This is a genomic window from Psychrobacter maritimus (assembly GCF_029953575.1).
Classification (GTDB): domain Bacteria; phylum Pseudomonadota; class Gammaproteobacteria; order Pseudomonadales; family Moraxellaceae; genus Psychrobacter; species Psychrobacter maritimus.
This window is the reverse complement of sequence record NZ_CP124526.1, coordinates 1,423,388-1,445,382: the sequence shown is the minus strand read 5'-3', so window position 1 is coordinate 1,445,382 and position 21,995 is coordinate 1,423,388. Positions and strand designations below refer to the sequence as shown.

16 protein-coding genes and 1 other RNA gene are annotated in these 21,995 nt (G+C 42.8%); 11 read left to right on the top strand and 6 right to left on the bottom strand.

The annotated features are described in order from the left end of the window. Positions 1-364: 364 nt before the first annotated feature. Positions 365-2,296, top strand: coding sequence for a mechanosensitive ion channel family protein (locus tag QJS82_RS05960; RefSeq protein WP_438656672.1), 1,932 nt, complete (start codon positions 365-367; stop codon positions 2,294-2,296). A gap of 118 nt (positions 2,297-2,414) precedes the next feature. On the opposite strand, the gene QJS82_RS05955 is transcribed toward QJS82_RS05960, so the two are convergent. The 5 genes from QJS82_RS05955 to QJS82_RS05935 all read right to left on the bottom strand — a co-directional run bounded on the left by QJS82_RS05955 (position 2,415) and on the right by QJS82_RS05935 (position 6,902). Then, positions 2,415-3,047 carry a DNA-3-methyladenine glycosylase family protein gene (locus QJS82_RS05955; protein ID WP_281491568.1) on the bottom strand — a complete coding sequence of 211 codons (633 nt, stop codon included), beginning with the start codon at positions 3,045-3,047 and terminating at the stop codon, positions 2,415-2,417. Between the two features lie 160 nt (positions 3,048-3,207). Next, a complete protein-coding gene (locus QJS82_RS05950; RefSeq protein ID WP_201564977.1) occupies positions 3,208-3,939 on the bottom strand; it encodes a Smr/MutS family protein in 732 nt (243 codons plus the stop codon). A gap of 78 nt (positions 3,940-4,017) precedes the next feature. After that, the gene (gene trpC, locus QJS82_RS05945) at positions 4,018-4,899 is read right to left on the bottom strand and encodes an indole-3-glycerol phosphate synthase TrpC (protein WP_281491567.1); all 882 of its coding nucleotides are present in this window, start codon (positions 4,897-4,899) and stop codon (positions 4,018-4,020) included. A gap of 130 nt (positions 4,900-5,029) precedes the next feature. Continuing rightward, the gene (trpD, locus tag QJS82_RS05940; protein ID WP_281491682.1) at positions 5,030-6,151 is read right to left on the bottom strand and encodes an anthranilate phosphoribosyltransferase; all 1,122 of its coding nucleotides are present in this window, start codon (positions 6,149-6,151) and stop codon (positions 5,030-5,032) included. Between the two features lie 115 nt (positions 6,152-6,266). Next, positions 6,267-6,902: an anthranilate synthase component II gene (locus QJS82_RS05935; RefSeq protein ID WP_281491566.1), complete on the bottom strand. Its 636-nt coding sequence runs from the start codon at positions 6,900-6,902 to the stop codon at positions 6,267-6,269. Between the two features lie 749 nt (positions 6,903-7,651). On the opposite strand from QJS82_RS05935, the gene glnA reads away from it, so the two are divergent. Both glnA and QJS82_RS05925 read left to right on the top strand, forming a co-directional pair. Next, positions 7,652-9,061 carry a type I glutamate--ammonia ligase gene (gene glnA, locus QJS82_RS05930; protein WP_281491565.1) on the top strand — a complete coding sequence of 470 codons (1,410 nt, stop codon included), beginning with the start codon at positions 7,652-7,654 and terminating at the stop codon, positions 9,059-9,061. Positions 9,062-9,251: 190 nt separating this feature from the next. Beyond that, on the top strand, positions 9,252-10,085 hold the full coding sequence (locus QJS82_RS05925) for a DUF4124 domain-containing protein (RefSeq protein WP_281491564.1): 834 nt from the start codon (positions 9,252-9,254) through the stop codon (positions 10,083-10,085). Positions 10,086-10,258: 173 nt separating this feature from the next. Here QJS82_RS05925 and QJS82_RS05920 read toward each other — a convergent pair whose 3' ends face one another. Next, positions 10,259-10,975 carry an SIMPL domain-containing protein gene (locus QJS82_RS05920; protein WP_201620364.1) on the bottom strand — a complete coding sequence of 239 codons (717 nt, stop codon included), beginning with the start codon at positions 10,973-10,975 and terminating at the stop codon, positions 10,259-10,261. 267 nt (positions 10,976-11,242) lie between these two features. Between QJS82_RS05920 and ffs the strand changes: the two genes are divergently transcribed. The 8 genes from ffs to gloB all read left to right on the top strand — a co-directional run bounded on the left by ffs (position 11,243) and on the right by gloB (position 21,994). Continuing rightward, an RNA gene (gene ffs, locus QJS82_RS05915) (signal recognition particle sRNA small type) lies at positions 11,243-11,339 on the top strand. Between the two features lie 207 nt (positions 11,340-11,546). Then, entirely contained in the window at positions 11,547-12,143 is a 597-nt protein-coding gene (locus tag QJS82_RS05910) for a LemA family protein (protein WP_281491563.1), read from the top strand. A gap of 50 nt (positions 12,144-12,193) precedes the next feature. Then, positions 12,194-15,358, top strand: a complete 3,165-nt coding sequence (locus QJS82_RS05905) for a M48 family metalloprotease (protein ID WP_281491562.1) — start codon at positions 12,194-12,196, stop codon at positions 15,356-15,358. Positions 15,359-15,442: 84 nt separating this feature from the next. Beyond that, positions 15,443-16,327, top strand: coding sequence for a hypothetical protein (locus QJS82_RS05900; protein WP_281491561.1), 885 nt, complete (start codon positions 15,443-15,445; stop codon positions 16,325-16,327). A gap of 198 nt (positions 16,328-16,525) precedes the next feature. Further along, positions 16,526-17,635, top strand: coding sequence for a 3-phosphoserine/phosphohydroxythreonine transaminase (gene serC / locus QJS82_RS05895; protein WP_281491560.1), 1,110 nt, complete (start codon positions 16,526-16,528; stop codon positions 17,633-17,635). Between the two features lie 246 nt (positions 17,636-17,881). Further along, on the top strand, positions 17,882-19,714 hold the full coding sequence (locus QJS82_RS05890; protein ID WP_281491681.1) for an extracellular solute-binding protein: 1,833 nt from the start codon (positions 17,882-17,884) through the stop codon (positions 19,712-19,714). Between the two features lie 217 nt (positions 19,715-19,931). Further along, positions 19,932-21,080 (top strand): IS200/IS605 family element RNA-guided endonuclease TnpB, encoded by a 1,149-nt coding sequence (gene tnpB / locus QJS82_RS05885; protein ID WP_271133349.1) that lies wholly within the window; start codon positions 19,932-19,934, stop codon positions 21,078-21,080. A gap of 134 nt (positions 21,081-21,214) precedes the next feature. Then, complete coding sequence (gene gloB, locus QJS82_RS05880) at positions 21,215-21,994, top strand: hydroxyacylglutathione hydrolase (RefSeq protein WP_281491559.1); 780 nt, start codon at positions 21,215-21,217, stop codon at positions 21,992-21,994. Position 21,995 lies beyond the last annotated feature (1 nt).

Sequence of the window (21,995 nt, the reverse complement as noted above, 5' to 3'; positions counted from 1 at the left end):
TAACCTAATGTTTATTCATCATAAGCTGAGCAGCTTTCATGATTAGGAGCTAATTATTCTCTTAAGTGGATTAACTTAAGAGAATAAGTTGTTTAAAAGGATGGATTATAGGGATGTGCATTTCTTGAGTAACATAGATGCACTCGCAATGAGAGTTTGAAATAGGTTTGGCTAATATAGAGAGTGATAAAAACATATAATCAAAAGCATTGCCGTCATAAATAATTGCTATTATAGGGACAAAATATATTTATTCTTCTGTTATGCCATTCATAGAGCTAAGAGGTTTGTTTTGTCTATTCAGCATTATCTGAGTGCTCGTACCGCGCCATCTCCATCCGTTTCATTTCCCAAAACGCTGCTTATGATGATGGCGTTTATGTTTGCGATGATATTAAGTTTACTCTTGTCGCATAGTGCGACTGCCGCCGAAGCCAACATACTGGGTGTGGGTGGGCAAAGTGAGGAGGCGACCAAAACCTCGATACCAGACTCATTTGGACGCGATACGCCACGCCATACTGTTCAAGGGTTTATCGGAGCGTTAGGGGAAAACGACTATCTGCTGGCAAGTAATTATTTAAATTTGTCCAAATCTGATAATCCAACCACCATTGTGCGCCAGTTTAAGCAAGCGCTCGATGCCGGCGGACGTTTTCAGCCTGACTTACAGATTAACAATACCCCTGAGGGCAATTTAACCGATCAGCTACCACCTAGCCAAGAAAGCGTGGGCGTGATTAATGTTGGCGATAAAAGCGTGCCACTGCTGCTCGAAAGGGTTGTGTCTAAGGAAGGGGAGCAGTATTGGCAGTTTTCGAGTGACACGCTTGATGCCGTACCAGAGGTGATAGAGAACTATGAGCCGACGTTGGTTTCTCGCTATACCATTGATTCATTAGAAGGCAAAAAGCTGTTTGGTTACCAGATGGCGGATTTATTTGCTGCCCTCACCATGATTGTCAGTAGCTTTATACTGACTTATATTTTGGTTTGGTTGCTCTATCACTTATTAAAACTGGCTTATCCGCGTATTCGTGGTGAGGCATTGCCCTTACCTGATAATGTGATATTGCCACTGGCAGTAGTGGTTATGGCGCTGATATTGTCTGAGGTGATGGTTTATGCGGGTGTCTCAGTGACCCTGCGCGAGCCGGTCAATCGCTTTACTGATATTGCCTCTTGGGTGGCGACCACTTGGTTGTTATTACGCGTTATTGATTCGATATTTACCCGCGCCGTCAATTTAAGCTATAAGAAAAACTATACCGAACGTGTTTCTATCTTGGGACTGCTGCGTAAAGTGGTCAAAGCACTATTATTGATATTTGCCGTTATCGTCATCTTTGGTAATTTGGGCTTTGACTTAACCACAGGTATTGCGGCATTGGGGGTCGGTGGTTTGGCCTTAGCCCTTGGTGCGCAAAAAACGATTGAAAACTTGGTTGGTAGTGTGGTGGTGGTAGCGGATTCGCCCGTGCGTATCGGCGATTATTGTAAATTTGGTACCTATGAAGGCACGGTTGTCGATATTGGCATTCGTTCATCACGGGTACGTACCTTATCGCGCACCATCGTCACTGTGCCAAACGGTGATTTTTCATCGATGCAAATTGAAAACTTTACCTCGCGTGATATGTTTCGTTTTTTGCACCAGTTATATCTTAAGCGTACCGCTGATATTGAGGTGGTATTTAAAATGGTCAAAGACTTGGATGCGTTTTTAGATGAGCACTATCTAACCAACCAAGAATGGAATCAGGTCAATATTTTAGAGCTACGCCAAGATTGCTACGTTATCCAATTACAGGCTTACGTCAATGCCAATGGGATTACCGAGTTCTATGACAAACAAAACGTGTTATTTGTCGATATCTTAAACCAAGTAGCGAAATACAAGGTCGAGCATGCCTTGCCAACCCAGCAGCTGATTGTCAATCAAGCTGAGCTTGAGCATCAGATATTAAATGATATCGAGGATAATGGTAGTGAAGCGGTAGAAGATAATTTAAGCACTGATGAGAATAAGACTGAGGTCAATCATGACGTCAATCATGACGTTAATGACATCAGCAACAGTGATGATATAGACGGTAAGCAGAATGGGGTTGATTTAAGCAAAGAGTCGGACAAAACCAAGGATAATAAAGCAGCTGAAATCGAAGCAAACAAAGAAGCCAAGCATAAAAAAATTAACTTAGATAAAGAGCGTCAACAAAAAAGAAAGGCATTGGTAAAAAATAAATTTAAGCGTGCCAAAAGAAAATTTGGTTTTTCTATTTGGAATCAGCCTTAAGGTGTCATGTGATAGTTTTGCTTAATAACTTACGCCACGTTTTGTTCGTTAGATGGCTATTTAGTTAGATGGCAATTCATTTAGATAGTTATAAAGGCATAGCTTATAAAAGTGCCGCTTATAAAGGGACGGTATTTTTTTGACGTAAGAAACCATAGTATTGCCATAGCAATAAGCTGGCAGCGCTACGATGCGGTGACCAATCTTGAGTCAGATTTTTTAATTGTTTCGGCGTTGGGCGTTCTGCTAGCCCTAACAAGTCCATTGCCGCCACTTTAATCGCTAAATCATCGACTGCCAGCACATCGGCTCGTTGTAATGAAAACAGCAGATACATCTCAGCCGTCCAGCGCCCAATACCGATAACGGCGGTCAAGGTTTTAATAACGTCGTCATCGGGCAGGGCTTCTAAGGCGGCAAAATCTATATTGTGCTCGACTAAAGAGCGCGTATAACGAATTTTTTGCTTGGATAGCCCCTGTGCTCGTAAGTCCTCATCTGTCGCTGCACGAATCGCTGTCGGCGTCGTAAAACCTTTATCTACTAAGCGTTGCCAAATGCTTGCTGCCGCAGCTACAGACAGCTGTTGCCCAACCATCGCTCTCATTATTTGTGTAAAGCCGCCAGCATTATGGCGTAAATCAGGTACGCCAACTTGCTCATAAACAGGCGCAAATCTGGGTTCGATAGCAATCAAAGCGCTGATATGCGCTTTTAATTCTTTAATATTTTCAATGGTTTGTATGGTCATAATAATTATGATTTCACTGTTTTTTAAACGGAAAAATAGAGATATAAAAATAATGGCGTATATAGTTAAAGCCTATGATTAAAAAATTTTACGATTTTCTTTATAAAAAAGGACTGCCAATTGCAGTCCTTTTATTTTGATACTAAGCTAAAACTAAAAACTACTCGCCATCATTTTTAGGCTTCTTAAGTAAGACTAATACTGCGCCATTACCACCATCTTTAGGCGGGGCAGAGCAAAATGCCAATACTTCTGGTAGTTGACGCAACCAACCATTAACGCATGTTTTTAAAATCGCTTCAGAACCTTTACCATGGACAATTTTTACCATGGTTTCATTGTTTTGCTTGGCTTGGCTTAGTAGCTGGGTCATTGCCACGCGTGCTTCTTCGATGGTGCAGCCATGAATATCTACCGCATCATACCAACGTAGCTTGCCTTTTTTGAGCTGATCAAAGATTTTGTTTTGCAAGGTAGGCTGCTTATAAGATAAGTAGGCTTCAGCAGCGACCGGATTGAGTAATGCTTGCATATCTGACAAGCCTGCACCTAAGTCACTTGCTTCACTACCTTGAGCTGCGGCACGTTTTGATAACGTTGCGGCGTCAAGTTTGCCGGCTTTTGAAGCATTGGCAGGCGAGCGCACATTTTTATCTTCTAATTGATTGACGCCATGCATCGCTTGCATAAATAGCACTTTATCGTCGTCGATATGTTCGCTATCTAATTGCTTGACCGTTTTTTTAACTTGTTTTTGCGTCAACAATGACACAGGTTCGGTTGGCTTTTCATTATCGCCATCCGCTGAGTTGGTATCGCGACCTTTACTCAGTTGCCCTTTGAGCTCTTTTAGTTGGTCTTGCATTTCTTTTGAAAACAGAGAGTTTGACATAATAGTTAATGTATCGTTGGTGAGTGAATGAGTGGCTTAATGGTTTATATAGTACATAAAAAATCGATTTAGCTTACTTTACGCCTGTGCTGCAACGCTCGCAAGTAAGGATTGTAACGCTTGTCCGGGATGATCGGTTTTCATAAATTGTTCACCTATTAAAAAGTGCTGAATATCGTTATTGAGCATCAAACGAATATCGTCGCTGCTATGGATACCGCTTTCGGTGACAATTAGTGGCGACGTCCTTGGTAACAGCATGCCGCTATCAACGTCAGCTGCTAAGGCTTCGATTAACAGGTTTTTTAGCTCGAGCGTCGTTTGTAAGTCGACATCAAAGGTATTTAAGTCACGATTATTAATACCATAGATATTGTGCGCTGAGCGTGGCAGTTGTAGGGCGCGCTCAAGCTCAGCCTTGGCATGCACTTCAATCAATACATCCATACCAAGCTCGATGCTTAGCGCATGCAGTTCTTGTACTTGGGTATCGTCAAGACAGGCCATAATTAGCAAGATGCAATCGGCACCCATCAAGTAAGATTGGTAAATCTGATATACATCTACCATAAAATCTTTGCGCAATATCGGTAAGCTGCAAGATTCGCGTGCTTGGATTAAGTAGCTATCGTCACCTTGGAAATAATCACGGTCGGTGAGTACTGATAAACAACTGGCACCGGCTTGCTCATATTGCTTAGCAAACAGCGCTGGGGCAAAATTATGATTGATAATACCTTTAGATGGCGAGGCTTTTTTAATCTCAGCAATGATACCAATATCAGCGCTGCGTAAAGCATCGGCAAAACCGCGACGGGGCTGTGTATCAGCAGCAACTTGTGCTTTTAATGCCTCAAGCGATACTGCTGCACGAGCAGCGACAACCTCCTCATGTTTGGTGGCGACGATACGCTGCAACACTGAAGGAATAGCGGTGTCTGATTTTGGATTGGCGGTCATGGCTATATTCCATTATTTGATAAAAAAATTAGGGTAACAATTAGGCAAATAAATTAAGGCTGCATAAATAGTTGCGATTAACAAGGTTATGAGCAACGTATTTTTTTATTAATTCTAAGCATTTAGCTTATTAAGCTTGGTCAGCTAATTGCTGCGTATATTTGGCTAGGTCATCAAGCTTAATCAAAGCGTCACCATTTTGAATGACTTTTTGTGCGCGGCTCACGCCATTCGGATAGTTGCTGGCAAGTCCTGCGGTATATATCGCGGCACCGGCATTTAAGGCAATCATATCACGAGCTTTTAGGACAGCGCGGTCGGTAGTATCTGCTCCTGATAAAGCGGCACGAATCAGCTCAAGACTTTGTGCTGGAGAATCTACATCAAGGCCAATTAAGGTTTGTGATTCAACGCCGGCATCTTCTGGCATCATCTCATAAACAGAGATCTCACCATCTTTTAACTCAGCCACCGTGGTCGAGGTCGCGAGACTGATTTCGTCCAAACCATCTTTTGCTCCGACCACCATGACATGGCGCGCGCCCAAGTTTTTCATCACTTTTGCCAAAGGTTCACATAGCTGCGCGGTAAAGACGCCGATGACGAGATTTGGCGTGCCAGCAGGGTTGGTCAGCGGACCTAAGATATTAAAAATTGTCCGCGCTTTTAGCTCACGGCGTACCGGATTGGCGTAGCGCATCGCACTATGATGATTGGGCGCAAATAAGAAACCAATGCCTTGATTTTCAATACATTGCTGCGCTTGTTCGGGGGTCAGCGTAAGGCTAATACCTGCTTGTTCAAGTAAGTCTGAGCTACCAGATTTGGTCGAAACGCCGCGGTTACCATGCTTAGCGACTTGCGCCCCCGCTGCGGCTGCTACCAAGGCTGCGGCTGTTGACACGTTAAATAAGTTAGCCCCATCGCCACCTGTACCGACGATATCGACCATATAACGACAGTTTTTTGGGCTGATATTGGCGGCTAAAGCACGCATGGCGCTTGCTGACGCTGTAATCTCGTCAATTGACTCACCTTTCATACGTAAACCAGTCAAAATCGCGCCCATCATAGCATCGCTACATCTGCCTTGCATAATGATGAGCATGACTTGATACATCTCATCAAAGGTCAGATCAATATGCTGAAAAATTCTGCCTAAAGCGGTGGTTAGGAGTTTATGAATATCCTCATCTGAGAGCTGGTTGATGTCTTCAACCCCTTTCTGCGTTTGGTTAATTTGTTCCATCATTGATTTTTCATCCTGCATAGCGGCAGAGGTCATAATATTCTCACTTATTATTATCTTTTATCATTGTCGTATAAATACATTCATTGGGTTAAATAGAGTTTTTCTTTTAAAACAGCTAGCCTACTTGGGGTAGCTCATCTGACGACATTACGGCTAGATTGTGCGTTTGTAAAAAGTTATTTAGCAGCTGATAACCGGCTTCGCTCAAAATCGACTCAGGATGAAACTGAACGCCCTCAATTGCAAACTCGCGGTGGCGAATGCCCATGATTTCCTCAATATCGCCATTAGCATTACCATCCGCATTTTGCGTCCAAGCGCTAACCTCAAAGCATTCTGGTAAGCTTGCTTGCTCAATCACCAGTGAGTGATAACGGGTAAACTTTGCTGGATTGGGCAAGTTGACAAACGCCCCTTGTTCATTATGATAAATAGCCGATAAACGCCCATGCATGACCTCGCTTGCTTTGACGATTTTGCCGCCAAACGCTTGGCCGATTGCCTGATGACCCAAGCAAATACCTAATATCGGGATAATACCTTTAAACGTCTCAATGACCTCTAACGAGATACCGGCGCGGTCAGGGTCACAGGGGCCAGGACCAATAACAATGGCATCTGGCGCAAGTGCTTTAATCTCCTCAATACTGATTTCATCGTTATGCCAAACCCTGATGTCCTGCTGCAATTCACCGAAGTACTGTACAATATTGTAGGTAAAGCTGTCGTAATTATCGATCATCAAAATCATTATGTTTTCAACTTAGAATCTTTAACTTAGTATTTCTAACTTTAGAATCTTAGACGTATTGCTATGCGGGTACTTTACGGTTTTATGCTTGGTCATGATAGTTTTTATGCTCATTTATAAAGCGCAGCCATTTTTATAATGCGAAAGGCTTGTTAAGCTTGCCATATTAAACGTCGTTATCTTAACACTATTTTGCCATCTATCAAATGTAGTCCAGCCGCCCTCTAATAGATAACGAATGCACTATAAAAGTGCGACAATTATTAATAAAGTGCTGTTTATGCGCTTCTATAGTGCGTTTATCGTTATGTTATACTTTCATGCTTAAGGATTACAAACTACCGTTGCCATGCAAGTCATTTTCTAATATGCCAATATTTCTTACATAACTATCTGTATTTACTATTAATAATTATGATTTACGGCTTTGTATTGTATTAAAATTTTTATAGTGGTACTCAGAATTGGCATAGCAGTTGCACCCATAATCAGTATTAGTAACTAACGTTACGAAACAATGCGCTACGAAGTAATGCAGCGTTATTTATTAATATGCATTTGAACAGTTAAGCATTATGAGCCAGATGTTGCTAAAATAGCTGCTGCTTGTAGTCGGTTAGGAAAATTACCGTTAAGAGTAAAGAGACATACTGAGTAAATAACGCTGATAACACCGATTTTCTAGAATCTAATATTTTTAATCCTAAGTTTTAATTTCAGTACCATGATAACCATAAGGGAAACTATCCATGTCGAATAAACTACTTGATCTTATCAAATCATCCAATGCCAAATGGGTCGATTTTCGTTTCACCGATACGCGCGGCAAAGAGCATCACATGAGCTTTCCAGCGCATAGCGTTGACGAAGAAGTGATGGAAGATGGCAAAATGTTTGATGGCTCATCGATTGCTGGTTGGAAGGGTATTGAAGCCTCAGATATGATTTTACGTCCTGATCCAGAGACCGCCTTTATCGACCCGTTCTTTGATGCGGTTACGGTGGTTGTGACTTGTGATATCATCGAGCCATCAACGCTACAAGGCTATGACCGTGACCCACGCTCTATCGCCCGCCGCGCTGAAGAATACTTAAAGTCTACCGGTATTGGTGATACGGCTTTTTTTGGTCCTGAGCCTGAGTTTTTTGTATTTGACGAAGTAAAATGGTCGATTAACATGTCTGGCGTCAGCCATGAAATCGTTGCTGAAGAAGCGGCTTGGTCAACCAATAAAGACTATGAGTGGGGCAATATGGGGCATCGCCCGCGCGTCAAAGGCGGCTATGTACCAGTACCACCCGTTGATAGCTCACAAGACATGCGTGCAGTGATGTGCGAGCGTATCGAAGATATGGTTGGTGAAGGTTGTATCGAAGTCCATCATCATGAAGTTGCCCCTTGTCAGTTAGAGATTGGCGTTGCCTTTAATACTTTAGTTCGTAAAGCGGATGAAGTGCAAAAGCTAAAATATGCGGTCCATAACGTTGCCCATCAGTTTGGCAAAACCGCAACCTTTATGCCAAAACCAGTGGTCGGTGATAATGGTTCAGGCATGCACGTGCATATTTCTATCTCAAAAGACGGTGTCAATACTTTCTCAGGTGATGAATATGCGGGTTTGTCAGAAACCGCGCTATACTTTATTGGCGGTGTTATCAAGCATGCGCGTGCCTTGAATGCGATTACCAACCCATCGACCAACAGCTATAAGCGCCTTGTGCCTCATTATGAAGCGCCTATCAAGCTTGCGTACTCAGCGTCTAACCGTTCAGCGTCTATCCGTATTCCACACGTTAGTAGCCCAAAAGCGGTGCGTGTTGAAGCTCGATTCCCTGACCCAGCAGCCAACCCATACCTAGCGTTTGCGGCGTTACTCATGGCAGGTCTTGATGGTATTCAAAACAAGATGCATCCAGGCGAAGCCGCTGATAAAAACTTATATGACTTACCACCAGAAGAAGAAGCACTCATTCCAACGGTTGCTGAAAACTTAGAAGTGGCGCTACAAGCGTTGAAAGAAGATCACGAGTTCTTATTAAAAGGTGATGTATTCACTAAAGAGATGCTAGAAGCCTATGTTGCGCTTAAACAAGAAGAAGTACAGCGCGTCAATATCACAGTACATCCTGTTGAATTTGACTTGTACTATAGCTGCTAATCTATAGTTAAAACGCCAAATTCTCGATAAAAAAACCAGTTAAGTAATTCTTAGCTGGTTTTTTTGTTCAATCAAAGTGCGTGTTTAATTGGTCGATTTAGTGTGAAGTCATTGCTGATTTAATGGTAAAAATATCGCATAATGGTTGCATCTATATATTAATAATAAATATCTACCAGGCTAACTAATTATGAGCTCATCATTTAAAAGCACTGTTTTCAATAAAGGATTGTCGCTAAGACTACTAACAGGTTTGATTATCAGCACCGCCAGTCTTTACGCGCCGATGGCAAATGCCGCTGCTATTTATAAAGTTGTCGATGAAAAGACCGGTCAAGTCACCTTTACCGACCGTCCGCAGAACTATGAACAGCAAGCAGGCAAGCAAATTAGCCGAACCAGTGTCATGACTGGCAGCGACAGTGTGGGTGCAAATAGTTCTAGTCAAACCAGTAATGCCAACAATCAGCCTGTCAATACCGCCCAAGCGCCTGCTGCCGCTAATACCACTGGCACCACTGCCAACAGTGACTCAACCGTTAACAAAGCGCCCATTAACTATCAGCTGACCATGACAGAGCCTAGCGAAGAACGGGCGTATCGTCGTCCCGTACAAACTATTGATGTAAAGGTGCAAGTAAAACCTGCCTTACAAGTGGGCGATAGTGTGAGCATTTACTTAGATGGTAACGAAGTGGCGCAGGGTTTAAGCGCCTCGATTGCAACTGTTGATGTTTTGCCGGGTGCGCATAACATCAAAGCCGTGATAAAAAATAAGAAAGGGCAGATAGCAAAACAAGTCGAGCGTACCGTTTATGTCATCCAAAATACGCAAACCTTGCAAAAAAATAAAAAATTAGCAGAGCAGCTTTTGGCGTATCAGCGTCTGCCTTGGTATCAAAAAGTGTTACTAAAAATGCGTCAAGATGGCAAACAGCCTAATATGTTGTCATTTACTAAGCCAATAGTTGATAAACCCATAGTTGATAAACCCATGACGCTTGAAGAACCGGTAAAAAAATAAATCTGAGTCACTGTGTTAAAGGCTAGTAGTGAAAGGTTAACAGTGAAAAGATAGCGGCAATCCATTAACAATAATTGCTGGATATAAAATAAGGGCAATCACTGAAAGCAGTGAGTGCCCTTATTGGTAGAAGTTAGTAATAATATCTATTGCTTAACTCATTATTTCTGCGTTTATTTCGTTAACTCAATCGTGCCATTCGCAGTCACTGAAATGGTACTGTTGCCCGATTCAAAGCTTTGGCTTGGTACTGAGGCATCCGCCGCTTCAGCTTTCATATTCATCGCGCTATACATAGGGCGAGGGTAGTTGCTACCGGTATTTAGATTGACAGTGACGACACGATAACCGCGCGCATCCCATGCACGAGTCAGGTTTTTAGCCTGCTGCTGAAAAGCGCGAGAAGCATCGGTCATAAGCTTTTGCTCTAGTGCATCTTTTTTAGCGTCTGAAACCCCAAAGTTTAGGTTTTCCATCACTAAGGTCTCTTGCAAGTCTGCAATCAGCTGACTGGTCGCGGCAAAGTCAGTACTCTTTAAGTCGATGCTGGCTTGTCCTGTCCAACCAATGATTTTGTCGTTTTTATCATAGCGCGGATAAGTGCGCTGCTGACCGGTACTGACCGTCACACTAGGGTAGCGTTTGGCGATTTTCATCGCGTTATTGATAGAAGTATTAAGCGTTGTAGCTAGCGTCTTAGCATCTGTTGCCTGTGCTTTTTTATACATACTGGCGCGAACTTCATCGTTCTGGACTTCTTCCTTGACTTCCGTTTGAAAAGTCAGCTGATCGTAGCCTGTGGGTTCTGCATGGGCGCTACCCATCATCGCGGTCAGTAGGGCGGCCGTACCCGTAGCAAGTGCGGCTTTGTTCATCCAAGTGTTTTTCATAATTATCTCCTAATGAGTGCTAGTAATGGTAATCTCAATTATCTGAGTCACATTGATTTACGTTGTTATAATGCGCATTGTTATATCCGCTGTTGTTTGTGTTCATTTTTTATTCAACAGACCTTAGGTAAAATAGCAGAAAATACACGGGTTGCTGTGAGAATTTTGTCACTTAAGTTACAGGCTCATTGAGTTTCTAAAGCAAACAGTTTGACGATAGGGGTTGTAATAATAAAAAATCCTTGTATAATCTGCAACTGGTGGCTCCATTGGTAGCCTCGCAACATTGTTCTATGAATCCCGCCAGGACCGGAAGGTAGCAACGGTAATAGTTATAATGTGTGCCGAGGATGTGCTGATGGAGTCGCTTTTTTTTGCCTAAAATTTGCTGATACTCCTGCTATATCGTTTTAAAGAGTGAAACCTAATAATAAGTCCTTCATTGTAAAGGGCTTTTTTTTCGCCTCCAATTCGCCCGATTTTGAACTTTGAGCAATATATATGGGTTAAAATACATTGTAGTAACCTTTATTAACAATAGTATAAATACAAAACTTTTTGGAGTCTGATAATGAAAATGTTTGTTTGGTTATTCATTGCAGTGGTCATATTGATGGTGGTTTTTGGGGTGTCAGTATTTAATAAGCTGGTACGTGCCCGTAACCAAGCAAAAAATGGCTTTGCGCAAATCGATGTGCAGCTAAAGCGCCGTCATGATTTGATTCCAAATTTGGTCGAAACCGCCAAACGTTATCTGACCCATGAAGAAGAGACGCTGACTCGCGTGATTGGCGCGCGTAATCATGCTCAGAGTTTGCAAGATTCTACTAAGCATCAGCCAGACTCCCTTGAACATATGGCGTTGTTTGCCAAAGCAGAGAGTATGTTGTCGAAAGCCTTGGGGCAATTCTCAGCGGTTGTGGAGTCTTACCCTGAGCTAAAAGCGGATATCATGATTAAAGAGCTGATGGATGAGTTGACCAATACCGAAAACCGGATTGGCTTTGCCCGTCAGCATTATAATGACAGCGTGATGTTTTATAACAATGACCGTGAAATGTTCCCAAATAATCTCGTCAGCAGCACCTTTGGATTTCGTCCACTTAGCCCATTGGTATTTGAAGACAGAAAGGCAATTGCTCAAGCACCTGTTGTCGATATGGGCTGATATTTACATAATGTCAAATGCACTTAGTTATGGTTAGGTAAGAGTAATAGATGGATTTTTTTGGTGCACAGCGTACCCGTACTCAGCGCAGCTTGTTGCTTTATGGGCTATTTTTTCTGATTGTCTTTGCCCATATTGCGGTGGCACTTGGTGTTATGGCGCTGCTGCTCACGCTATTTACCGGTGGCATTTATCATTGGGTATTAATACTGGTGGTCGTATGGACAATCGGTAGCTTTGTTGCGGGCAGTTTTTTAGAGTATAGACGCTTAAAAGCAGGTGGTCGTGCGATTGCTCAGCGCGTGGGCGCGGTGCGCTTGTTTATCGACCACAGCCAAGATGCTTGGGAGCATAGCCAAGGGGTTGCTCATCAGCATCAGCCTGCAGCAAAGGTTCGCTTTAGTGCCCGCCATATTGCGGTGCGTGATGAGCGGGATTTCCCGCCTGTTTATCGGCGTTATTATGAGATTGCCCAGCAGCTAGCCATTGCTTCGGGTTTGCGTATGCCGATTCTCTATGTGCTGCCTGAAGAACAAGGTATCAATGGCTTTGTGGCGGGTCGCCATAGTCAGGATATGGTGCTCGTCGTCACCCAGGGCGCACTTGATAAGCTATCTGATGAGGCGCTATACGGGCTGATAGGGCATGAGTATGGTCATATTTTGCATGGCGATGCGACGTTTAATTTACAGCTAATGGTGGTGTTAGCAGGCTTGCAATTACTCTATGACTGGAGTGATTCTATTAATAATTTTGGTTCTGGTTATAAAGTCAGTCATAAAAACAGTCAGCAAAACTATTTTGATGGCTTTTTTATTAATAGTGCGGTCAATCAAAGTAACCCTTTACCGCAAAGAGCGATTGATAGCCATGCGCGTAGCACTGAAGCGCAGACAGCAAGCTTTACCACTCATAGTGAATGGGTCGCCTACTGGCAAAGCCAGTCGCAAAGCCAGCAATCATCAGCTAAGAGTCAGTCAAGATGGCTACAACATAATAATAAGTTCGATAGTCAAGCACCGCGCAATATTTGGACATTATTAATACATGGGTTGAGTTTTTCTAGTATGGCCAGTGCGCAACTGATTAAGCATAGCTTTAACCGTGAGCGCGAGTTGCTTGCTGATGCGACCAGTGTGCAGCTGACACGTTCGCCAGCTATTATGGAAACCTTAAAGGCCATTCATCAAGATACGCTTGGTTCGCGCTTAACTGGCATCGCCGATATCAATGGATTAAGTCATTTCTTTTTTGCCAGTAGTGGTGCAGATTTGGGTGACGTATCGTGGTTTGCCACCCATCCAAGTTTGGCTGAGCGTATGAGCGCTATTAACGAGAATGCTTATCATGATTTCGCCGTACAGGTTGCTAAAGAAAAACGCATCAATCAACAAAAGATTAAAGAGATATATGAGCAGCGCCGCTTAGGTGATTGGGGCGTGATAGTAGCAAATAGCCTAAGCAATCATAAACAAGATAAAAATACACGTCAAACTCTAGTAACTGCTGCTCAGTCAGCGTCAGATATTTATAAAAGCGCGACCGATAAAAACCGCTGTTCGGCTGAGAAAAGCCTTAACAGTAACTTCAATGATGTTATTGAAAAAGATGCTATCGAAAAAGAAATCGCTACCTTTTCTACTAGTGAAATGCAGAACGAATTGCAAGGCGATAACGGGCTTGAATTTGTTGTAGAGCAAGATGTTGTTATTGATGGGCGTTTGCAGGTGCAAGCAGAAGATATCGGTACTCATCAGTTGCTTAAGCCATGGCAAGCTAAGCCTGATAGTGATTTGCCGTCTGATACATTAGTTGGTATTGATGACATACAAAAAGTCTCCCTACCGCAGTATGTGCTCAATCACAGTTATCACCCGCTAGGGGCGCAAGCTTTGATTGAAGCCGTGCTACTTTGCCATCAGGGTTGTGTGCTATCAACAACAGCGACTTATAATTTAACTGATATCTGGCTTGGGCTTGATGAGGATGGAACCTCTGCTGCTGAAACTGATACAAGCGGCAACACACAAATTTTACCGCATACACTCGATCATAAATTATTAGCGGCAGTGGCAAATCTTGACAGACGATTAGACAGTGCTTTGATTGCGTTAGCGCTAAAGCAACTACGCCAACATAATCTATCAGAAAGTGCTATCGATGAGTTGCGCTTAAAATATGAAGCCAGTCATCGTAATCAAGACCATCAACATTATATGCAGCAAAAAAAGTGTCGGACGATGCTAGTGCGCTATCAGCGAGGTATCATTGAGCTGTTTGAAAACTTACTTACGGCTGATCTAAGCCAAAATATCGCTCATAATATAGATAATGATGATTCTATTGATAAGTCTACATCCGTATTAAATCCTTTAGAGAATACGCGCTCGCGATTGTCTCGGTCGCCTTCGATTTTGTCCTTATGGCAGGCGCTACAGCTACAGCAGTTACTACCCGTATTATCTACTGTATTAAACGATAAACAGGTGCAATCACATCTTCACTCTCGATATTCATATTATCAATGGCAGCAAGTATTGCATGCTGGCACGGATGATATTTATGCTCAGCTTGACCCGTCAGGACAGGTGTTTAATGGTCTCGATATTGCCGCAAAAACCATGCTTACTTTATTGGCTTATCGCTTATCAAAGGATGCTAAAGGGCAGATAATATCTGCACTAGATAGCTCAGTACCTATCTCAGTACCTATCTCAACACCTATTTCAGTGCTCAGCTACAATAGTGCTAGCGTTGCTCATTATCTTGTAGATTTACGCCGTCATGCACGTTTGATTGATATTGATTTAGCAGCCGTTAGTGAGGCAAATTTGCAATGGTTGTTATTGACTGCGCAAAGTTTAAATAGTGTCCAATTATTAGCATTAATAGAAGCGGTGCCTATTTTTATAGCGTCTGCCAGTCAATCGTCTGTATCAGAAGCCAAAGGTGATGATAATTATCGACAGAGGCAACAGGGCGGCGATCAAATAGATTATAATGCTCATATACAGGACGGCAATGCAGATAGGGCAGATAGTGTAGATAAGGCGGGCAATGATAGTACGCGCCATTTTTATACTTATCATACGTACCGGCAATGGCTGAGTACGTTGCATACAGTGATGTTACACGATACGATAGTCAGTCAAGATGAGTATGATTGCTTGACCGAGCTTGCCAATCATTGGCTAGGCGTTCGGCAGCTTTTTTGAGCAATGTCATTGATTGCATTTGAGTATTCTTTTGATAGTAAAAGCCTGTAAATTCATTTTAGATAAGTAGGATAGTAAATAAGCATGAGTGATATTCAAGACCCGCTAATTGTATTGCAGCATCGTATGCAGCAGCGCCAGATTTTAGCGATGATGGGTATCAATCAGTGGGTGCAGCCAAGCTCTGAAACCATGAATATTGCCGATATTTCTGCGCCTACTCTGCCTGAGCAGACTACCGCTAACTCAACTTTATCTAATGCCAGCACTCCATCTAATGCTACAGCTTCTTTTACAACGAGCACTGAACAGCCAAGCATTGCATCTTCTAATATTGAATCCCCAAATATTAATGCCATATCAGATATGGTAGATGATGAGTCTAATCATTCTTATGATGACGCTAATGAGACAGGTTTAAGCCAATCTGACCAACAAAGCCCCGTTACCTATAGTTTTGACTCGACTGCCCCTGATATCTCTAAGCCCGCCGTTACCTCACTTGTAAATACTGTCGTTCAGCAAACTGCGATTGATAATGTAAATAACGCTTCAAGCTTTGAAGATAGCAGTTTTAAAGAGAATAACTTTAAAGACGATAGCTTTAAAAAGGTAGTACCATTTGATTTACAAGGTGGTCGCTATGGCGATTGGGTAATTTTGGTTGATATTCAAGCCCTTAATCATGACAGCCAAAAACTGTGGCAAAATATCACCCAAGCGCTATCCATCAGTTGTGAGACAACCTCATTTCCTATTTGTGAAGGTATGGATACCGCTGAGCTTGCCAATGCCAGCCTTGCAGGATATATCTTTAAGATTGGTCGTAGCGAAGAGATAAAAGTTGCCGCATTGACTGCTTTGCCTGACGGCCTTGAGCATCCGAACCTTTCTACTGTGCCCACGCTCGATGACATGCTTGCTGATAGTAGCCTTAAACGTCAGCTTTGGGAGCAGTTATCTAGTTAAATTTAAATGCTAATAATTAAAGCTTGACCATTAAATTCGCATAATTAAAAAACACGGTTATTAAATACACTGTTAAAAATAAATATAGAGATAAAACTTAAGGGGTTTTAAAGCGACAGTTTTATAGATGAGCTGCTAAAACTGCCGCTTTAGAACTTATATAACCACGATGATTTCATCATATTTAGGATAATGATTATGACCACTAAAGCCGCTCCTAACCGTGTACCCAACTTTTCAGCGGGACCTGCCACCATACCGACCGCCGTTTTATCACGCGCTCAAGAAGAGTTGCTTGATTGGCAGGGACGCGGTATGTCGGTTATGGAAGTAAGTCACCGTAGTAAAGAATACATCGCGATTACCGAAAAAGCGGAAGCCAAATTGCGCTCGCTCATGGACATTCCAGATAACTATAAAGTGCTGTTTTTGCAAGGCGGTGCCAGCTTACAGTTTTCAGCGATTCCATTAAACCTGTTAAATGGTGGCCGCGCAGACTATCTAACGACAGGTACTTGGTCTGGTAAAGCGGTTAAAGAAGCACAGCGCTATGCCAAACTGGGTTTAGGCGAGGTTAATGTGGTGGCAACGGGTAAAGACAGTAATTTTACCGACGTGCCAGCCCAAAGCGATTGGAACTTAAGCGAAGATGCGGCGTATTTCCACTACTGCGCCAATGAAACCATTCATGGTGTACAAATATTTGAGCCGCCACAAGTCGATGCGCCAATTATCGCCGATATGTCCTCTTGCATTTTGTCACAGCCTATTGACGTCTCTAAATTTGGCATGATTTACGCGGGTGCGCAAAAAAATATCGGGCCAGCAGGATTAATCATTGTCATTATTCGTGAAGATTTATTGGGGCAAGCAAGTGAATGGTGTCCATTGCTGATGAACTATGAACATCAGGCTGAAAAAGAGTCAATGTCAAACACGCCAGCGACGTATTCTTGGTATTTAGCAGGGCTGGTATTTGATTGGTTAGAGGAGCAGGGCGGCGTTGCTGCTATCGGCAAAATTAACCAACAAAAAGCTGATTTGCTCTATAAAACGATTGATGACAGCAGTTTTTATAGCAACCCAGTTGACCCTAAATATCGCTCTATCATGAACGTGCCTTTCACGTTAGCAGACAGCAGCCTTGACAAAGTATTCTTAGAAGAGTCAGCGGCAGCAGGTTTGATGAATCTAAAAGGTCACCGCGATGTCGGCGGTATGCGTGCCAGTATTTATAATGCAGTGTCGCTAGATTGGGTACAGCAATTGGTTGACTTTATGATCGCCTTTGAAAAAAAGCACGCTTAAGTTAGCACAGGTTTTAAAACAAAAGACGCAACTTTTATGAGCTGCGTCTTTTTTTATGCGTATTAGTGTTTTTTAAGCTGCATAATCCGTCATGTAGCAACCTTAACGCTGCAAAATATTAGGTTAAAAAACCTAAGTTTGTTATGATAAAATTTCGTGAATCGTCTATTTTGCCGTCAGTCGCGCATTTTTTATCCAAGTCGGTTTAGAGTAGAAGGTCGTTATGAGGGTTGTTATACAGTCATGATGCTAAAAAATACCATGCTAAAAGCCGTCTTGCTCGCCATTACTATCAGCTGGATACCTGCTAGTATTGCTGCGCCAATCACTACGACTGCGCTTGGGCATAATAGTACCACTGAATATATTGACGTGCCGTTTATGCCTTATGCCAATCCCAATGCGCCCAAGGGTGGCACATTATCGCTTGAGGCACGCGGCACCTTTAATGCAGCCAATAAATGGATGACCACAGGCGTGGCGATGGTCGGTACTGACTACCTGTACGATACCTTGATGACTGGCTCACTCAATGAAGCCTTTACCATGTATCCGCAGCTGGCAAATAAAGTCACGTATGACCCTGATGACACCAGTTGGATTATTTACCATGTTAATCCTGCTGCGCGCTTTTGGGACGGGTCGCCAGTGACCAGTAGTGACGTCAAAGCCACTTATGATGCGATACTGACTAAAGGCCCAATGTATATCCGCAGTTATTTAGGCGATATTAAAGACATTGAGATTGTCGATAAGCAGCGGGTAAAGTTTGTTTTTAAGTCTGATGAAAATAAAGAGATTTTATTAACGGTCGGGCAATTCCCTATTTTTGCTAAGTTATCGATTGATACAGATTTTGAGAAAATCACGCTCACGCCATTGATGGGTAGTGGTCCTTATAAACTTGGCCGCGTCGATGCGGGGCGTGCGGTCAGCTATGTGCGTGATCCCAATTATTGGGGCCGTGATTTGATGGTCAATCGTGGTCGCTATAACTTTGATATGATTAAGTTTGTCTATTATCAAAGTGATGAGATTGCTTTTGAGGGTTTTAAATCTGGGCAATATCGCTTTCGTCCTGAAAACAAAGCCTCTAATTGGGCAACAGGTTACAATTTCCCAGCTGTCAAAGCAGGTCTGATTAATAAAGAAACCATAAGCAGCGAAAATCCAGTCCCGATGCAGGGTCTGGTGATGAATATGCGCAGGCCACTTTTTCAAGATATTCGCGTCCGCCAAGCATTGACGGCAGCTTATGATTTTGAGTGGATGAACAAAACTTTATTCCATGGGCAATATGAGCGTCTGCAAAGCTTCTTTCATGGCTCAGAGCTTGCTGCTACTGGTACGCCATCTGCGGCTGAGATGCAGGTATTAAGCCCATTGCTAGCCAAGCTTGAACCGATTCAGCGACAAGCGGTATTGACGGAATGGCGATTGCCAACCAGTGATGGTAGCGGCTTTAATCGTAAAGCCTTATTAGAGGCGCGCCAGCTGTTGCTAGATGCTGGCTTTTATTATGATGATATGCAGTTATATCAGCCAAATGGCAAGCTTGCTCAGATTGAAGTTTTGATGACAGGCGAGACCATGGGACGCGTGCTGTTGCCTTATATCCGTAATTTAAAGCGTTTGGGGTTTGACGCGACCTTACGCCAAGTCGATGGGCCACAATATTACGAGCGTATGCGCCGTTTTGACTATGATATGGTGGTCGACGTCTTTGCACAGAGCTTATCACCTGGTGCTGAGCAGGCGGCGTTTTGGGGCAGTGTAGCCGCTGATGAAGCGGGCAACGCCAATACCATCGGTATTAAAAATATAGTGATAGATGAGGTCGCAAGCGCACTTGCAAATGCTGAGAGCCGTGATGAGATTGTTTTATATACCAAGGTGCTCGATCGCTTGCTACGGGCAGGTCATTATTTAGTACCTTTATACGGCAAGTCTGCCACCAATGTTGCCTACTGGAATCAATATCGTCATACTGAAAAACTGCCGACCAACGCCGTCGCTATCGATTATTGGTGGACAGATAAAGAAGCAGAAGCACGTGTTAATCAATATTTGAAGCAATAGTCTAAAACAATGGCTCTAAAAGATAGTTTAAAGCAATAATTTAAGTTAATAAATGCAATGACGCTTCAGAACTTTTTATTTGGTTTGAAAATTTAACATTTCAGCGCAGAATTCCCCTACTTCTAAAGTAGTGGGATGAATGCGTTATTGATAACTACCCTTACTCTCTATGGTATTATAATTAATAATTATAACGCCAATTAACAACAAGCTCCTTATGACCAAGCAAATCCTAAAAGCCCATAAAGTCAGGCTGTACCCCAATGAAGAACAGCAAATATTCTTTGCTAAATCATTCGGCTGCACACGCTTTATCTGGAATAGGATGCTTAGTGACAAAATTGATCATTACAACGAGCATAAGACCGAGCTTAAAAATACTCCTGCTCAATATAAGAAAGAGTTTGAGTGGCTCAAAGAAGTCGATAGCCTGGCACTGGCTAACGTCCAGCAAAACCTAAGAGCCGCTTATAGTAAATTCTTCAAAGGTTTAGGCTTCCCTAAGTTCAAAAAAAAAGGTCAGCGTGACAGCTACACCACCAATAACCAAAAGGGCACAGTGGCGATCACAGATAGCACTGTCAAACTGCCTAAGATTGGTCATATCATCGCTAAATTTCCAAGCAAGGTAAATGGCTTAATAAAATCAGCGACCATCAGCAAAACCCCATCAGGCAAGTACTATGTCAGTCTATTGGTTGAAACCATCGCTACAACACTGCCAAAAACACACTCTAACATCGGCATTGATTTAGGACTGACTGACTTTATCGTCCTATCAGATGGCAGCAAAGTCGCTAATCCTAAGTTTTTATCGAAGCTGCAACATAAGCTCGCGCGAGAACAGAAAATACTGGCCAAGCGTAGAGCAGTGGCCAAGGCCGATCAACGCAAGCTGTCTGACAGCCGCAACTATCAAAAGCAAAAAGTTAAAGTAGCTAAGGTATATGAAAAAATAACCAATATCCGAAAAGACTTTCTACACAAACTCTCATTCAATCTCATCAAAAACCACGATGTGATTGCGATTGAGGACTTAAACGTCAAAGGCATGGTTAAGAATAGAAAGTTATCTAAAGCCATATCAGACAGCTCATGGTCAACCTTCACCACCATGCTGAACTACAAGGCTGAATGGTACGGTAAAGCGTTAATCAAGGTTGATAGATGGTATCCATCTTCTAAGACCTGCTCAGGCTGTGGTCACTTACTGACTAAGGCTGAGCTACCATTACAGGTGAGATCATGGAATTGCCCCAGCTGCTTGCAATCCAACGATAGAGACATCAACGCCAGTATCAATATCCTAAACGAAGGATTGAAGTTGGCAACAATCAAAACCGTCGGTACGACGGGGTTGGCTTAGTCAATTTGCTTAACCGCTGATACAAAATATCGTATCAAGTATGGGTATTACCTAAGAAACCCCTACCTCTATAGGTGGTGGGTAGTTCATTAAAAGACATTCGTAATAAAGATAATCACTGCTAAGGACTTCATATGAGTATTCGTATTCACCCGATTAAAGCATTTAATGATAATTATATCTGGACATTAATTAATGAGAATAATAAGCAGGCGATTGTCATTGATCCGGGTCAAGCTGAGCCAGTGATTGCTTATTTAGAGGAGCATGAGCTGGAGCTGACGTCTATTTGGACCACGCATCATCACCATGACCATATCGGCGGCGTCGCAGAGCTACAAGAGTCTTATCCGATGACCCATCTGGTCGCGCATACAGAACACAACGTTGATGAAGACCAGACCATTAAAGATGGCAGTACGGTAAGTGCGTGGGGCTGCGCCGCGCAAGTATGGGATGTGTCCGGTCATACCGCAAGCCACGTGGCGTATATTTTGGATATAGATGGGCAGAAGCATTGTTTTTGCGGTGATACTTTATTTAGTGCTGGTTGTGGTCGCGTCTTTACCGGTACGATTGAGCAATTGCATGACAGCTTTAAGCACTTAAATGGCTTGCCAGCCGAGACATTGCTGTATCCAGCACATGAATATACTGCCAGCAACTTACGCTTTGGCTTATCTATTGAACCGGCTAATGAAGCGATGCAGCAAGCGCTTGCGCAAGCAGAAGAAAAAACCGCCCAAGGTATCCCGACGTTGCCCGTTACTTTAGAACATGAGCGCGCAATCAATGTATTTTTGCGCACGCAAGAGCCGAGTGTGATAGCAGGGGTAAAGTCTAAAGTTACTATCGATGATGATAAGTCTTTAACTATATTTGCTGCGTTACGTGAGCTAAAAAATAACTTCTAAA

Excerpts from the sequence above, each read along its gene's own strand:
- QJS82_RS05960 (WP_438656672.1), top strand. The coding sequence starts at position 365 with ATGATGATGGCGTTTATGTTTGCGATGATATTAAGTTTACTCTTGTCG.
- QJS82_RS05955 (WP_281491568.1), bottom strand. The coding sequence starts at position 3,047 with ATGACCATACAAACCATTGAAAATATTAAAGAATTAAAAGCGCATATC.
- QJS82_RS05950 (WP_201564977.1), bottom strand. The coding sequence starts at position 3,939 with ATGTCAAACTCTCTGTTTTCAAAAGAAATGCAAGACCAACTAAAAGAG.
- trpC (WP_281491567.1), bottom strand. The coding sequence starts at position 4,899 with ATGACCGCCAATCCAAAATCAGACACCGCTATTCCTTCAGTGTTGCAG.
- trpD (WP_281491682.1), bottom strand. The coding sequence starts at position 6,151 with ATGATGGAACAAATTAACCAAACGCAGAAAGGGGTTGAAGACATCAAC.
- QJS82_RS05935 (WP_281491566.1), bottom strand. The coding sequence starts at position 6,902 with ATGATTTTGATGATCGATAATTACGACAGCTTTACCTACAATATTGTA.
- glnA (WP_281491565.1), top strand. The coding sequence starts at position 7,652 with ATGTCGAATAAACTACTTGATCTTATCAAATCATCCAATGCCAAATGG.
- QJS82_RS05925 (WP_281491564.1), top strand. The coding sequence starts at position 9,252 with ATGAGCTCATCATTTAAAAGCACTGTTTTCAATAAAGGATTGTCGCTA.
- QJS82_RS05920 (WP_201620364.1), bottom strand. The coding sequence starts at position 10,975 with ATGAAAAACACTTGGATGAACAAAGCCGCACTTGCTACGGGTACGGCC.
- QJS82_RS05910 (WP_281491563.1), top strand. The coding sequence starts at position 11,547 with ATGAAAATGTTTGTTTGGTTATTCATTGCAGTGGTCATATTGATGGTG.
- QJS82_RS05905 (WP_281491562.1), top strand. The coding sequence starts at position 12,194 with ATGGATTTTTTTGGTGCACAGCGTACCCGTACTCAGCGCAGCTTGTTG.
- QJS82_RS05900 (WP_281491561.1), top strand. The coding sequence starts at position 15,443 with ATGAGTGATATTCAAGACCCGCTAATTGTATTGCAGCATCGTATGCAG.
- serC (WP_281491560.1), top strand. The coding sequence starts at position 16,526 with ATGACCACTAAAGCCGCTCCTAACCGTGTACCCAACTTTTCAGCGGGA.
- QJS82_RS05890 (WP_281491681.1), top strand. The coding sequence starts at position 17,882 with ATGCTAAAAAATACCATGCTAAAAGCCGTCTTGCTCGCCATTACTATC.
- tnpB (WP_271133349.1), top strand. The coding sequence starts at position 19,932 with ATGACCAAGCAAATCCTAAAAGCCCATAAAGTCAGGCTGTACCCCAAT.
- gloB (WP_281491559.1), top strand. The coding sequence starts at position 21,215 with ATGAGTATTCGTATTCACCCGATTAAAGCATTTAATGATAATTATATC.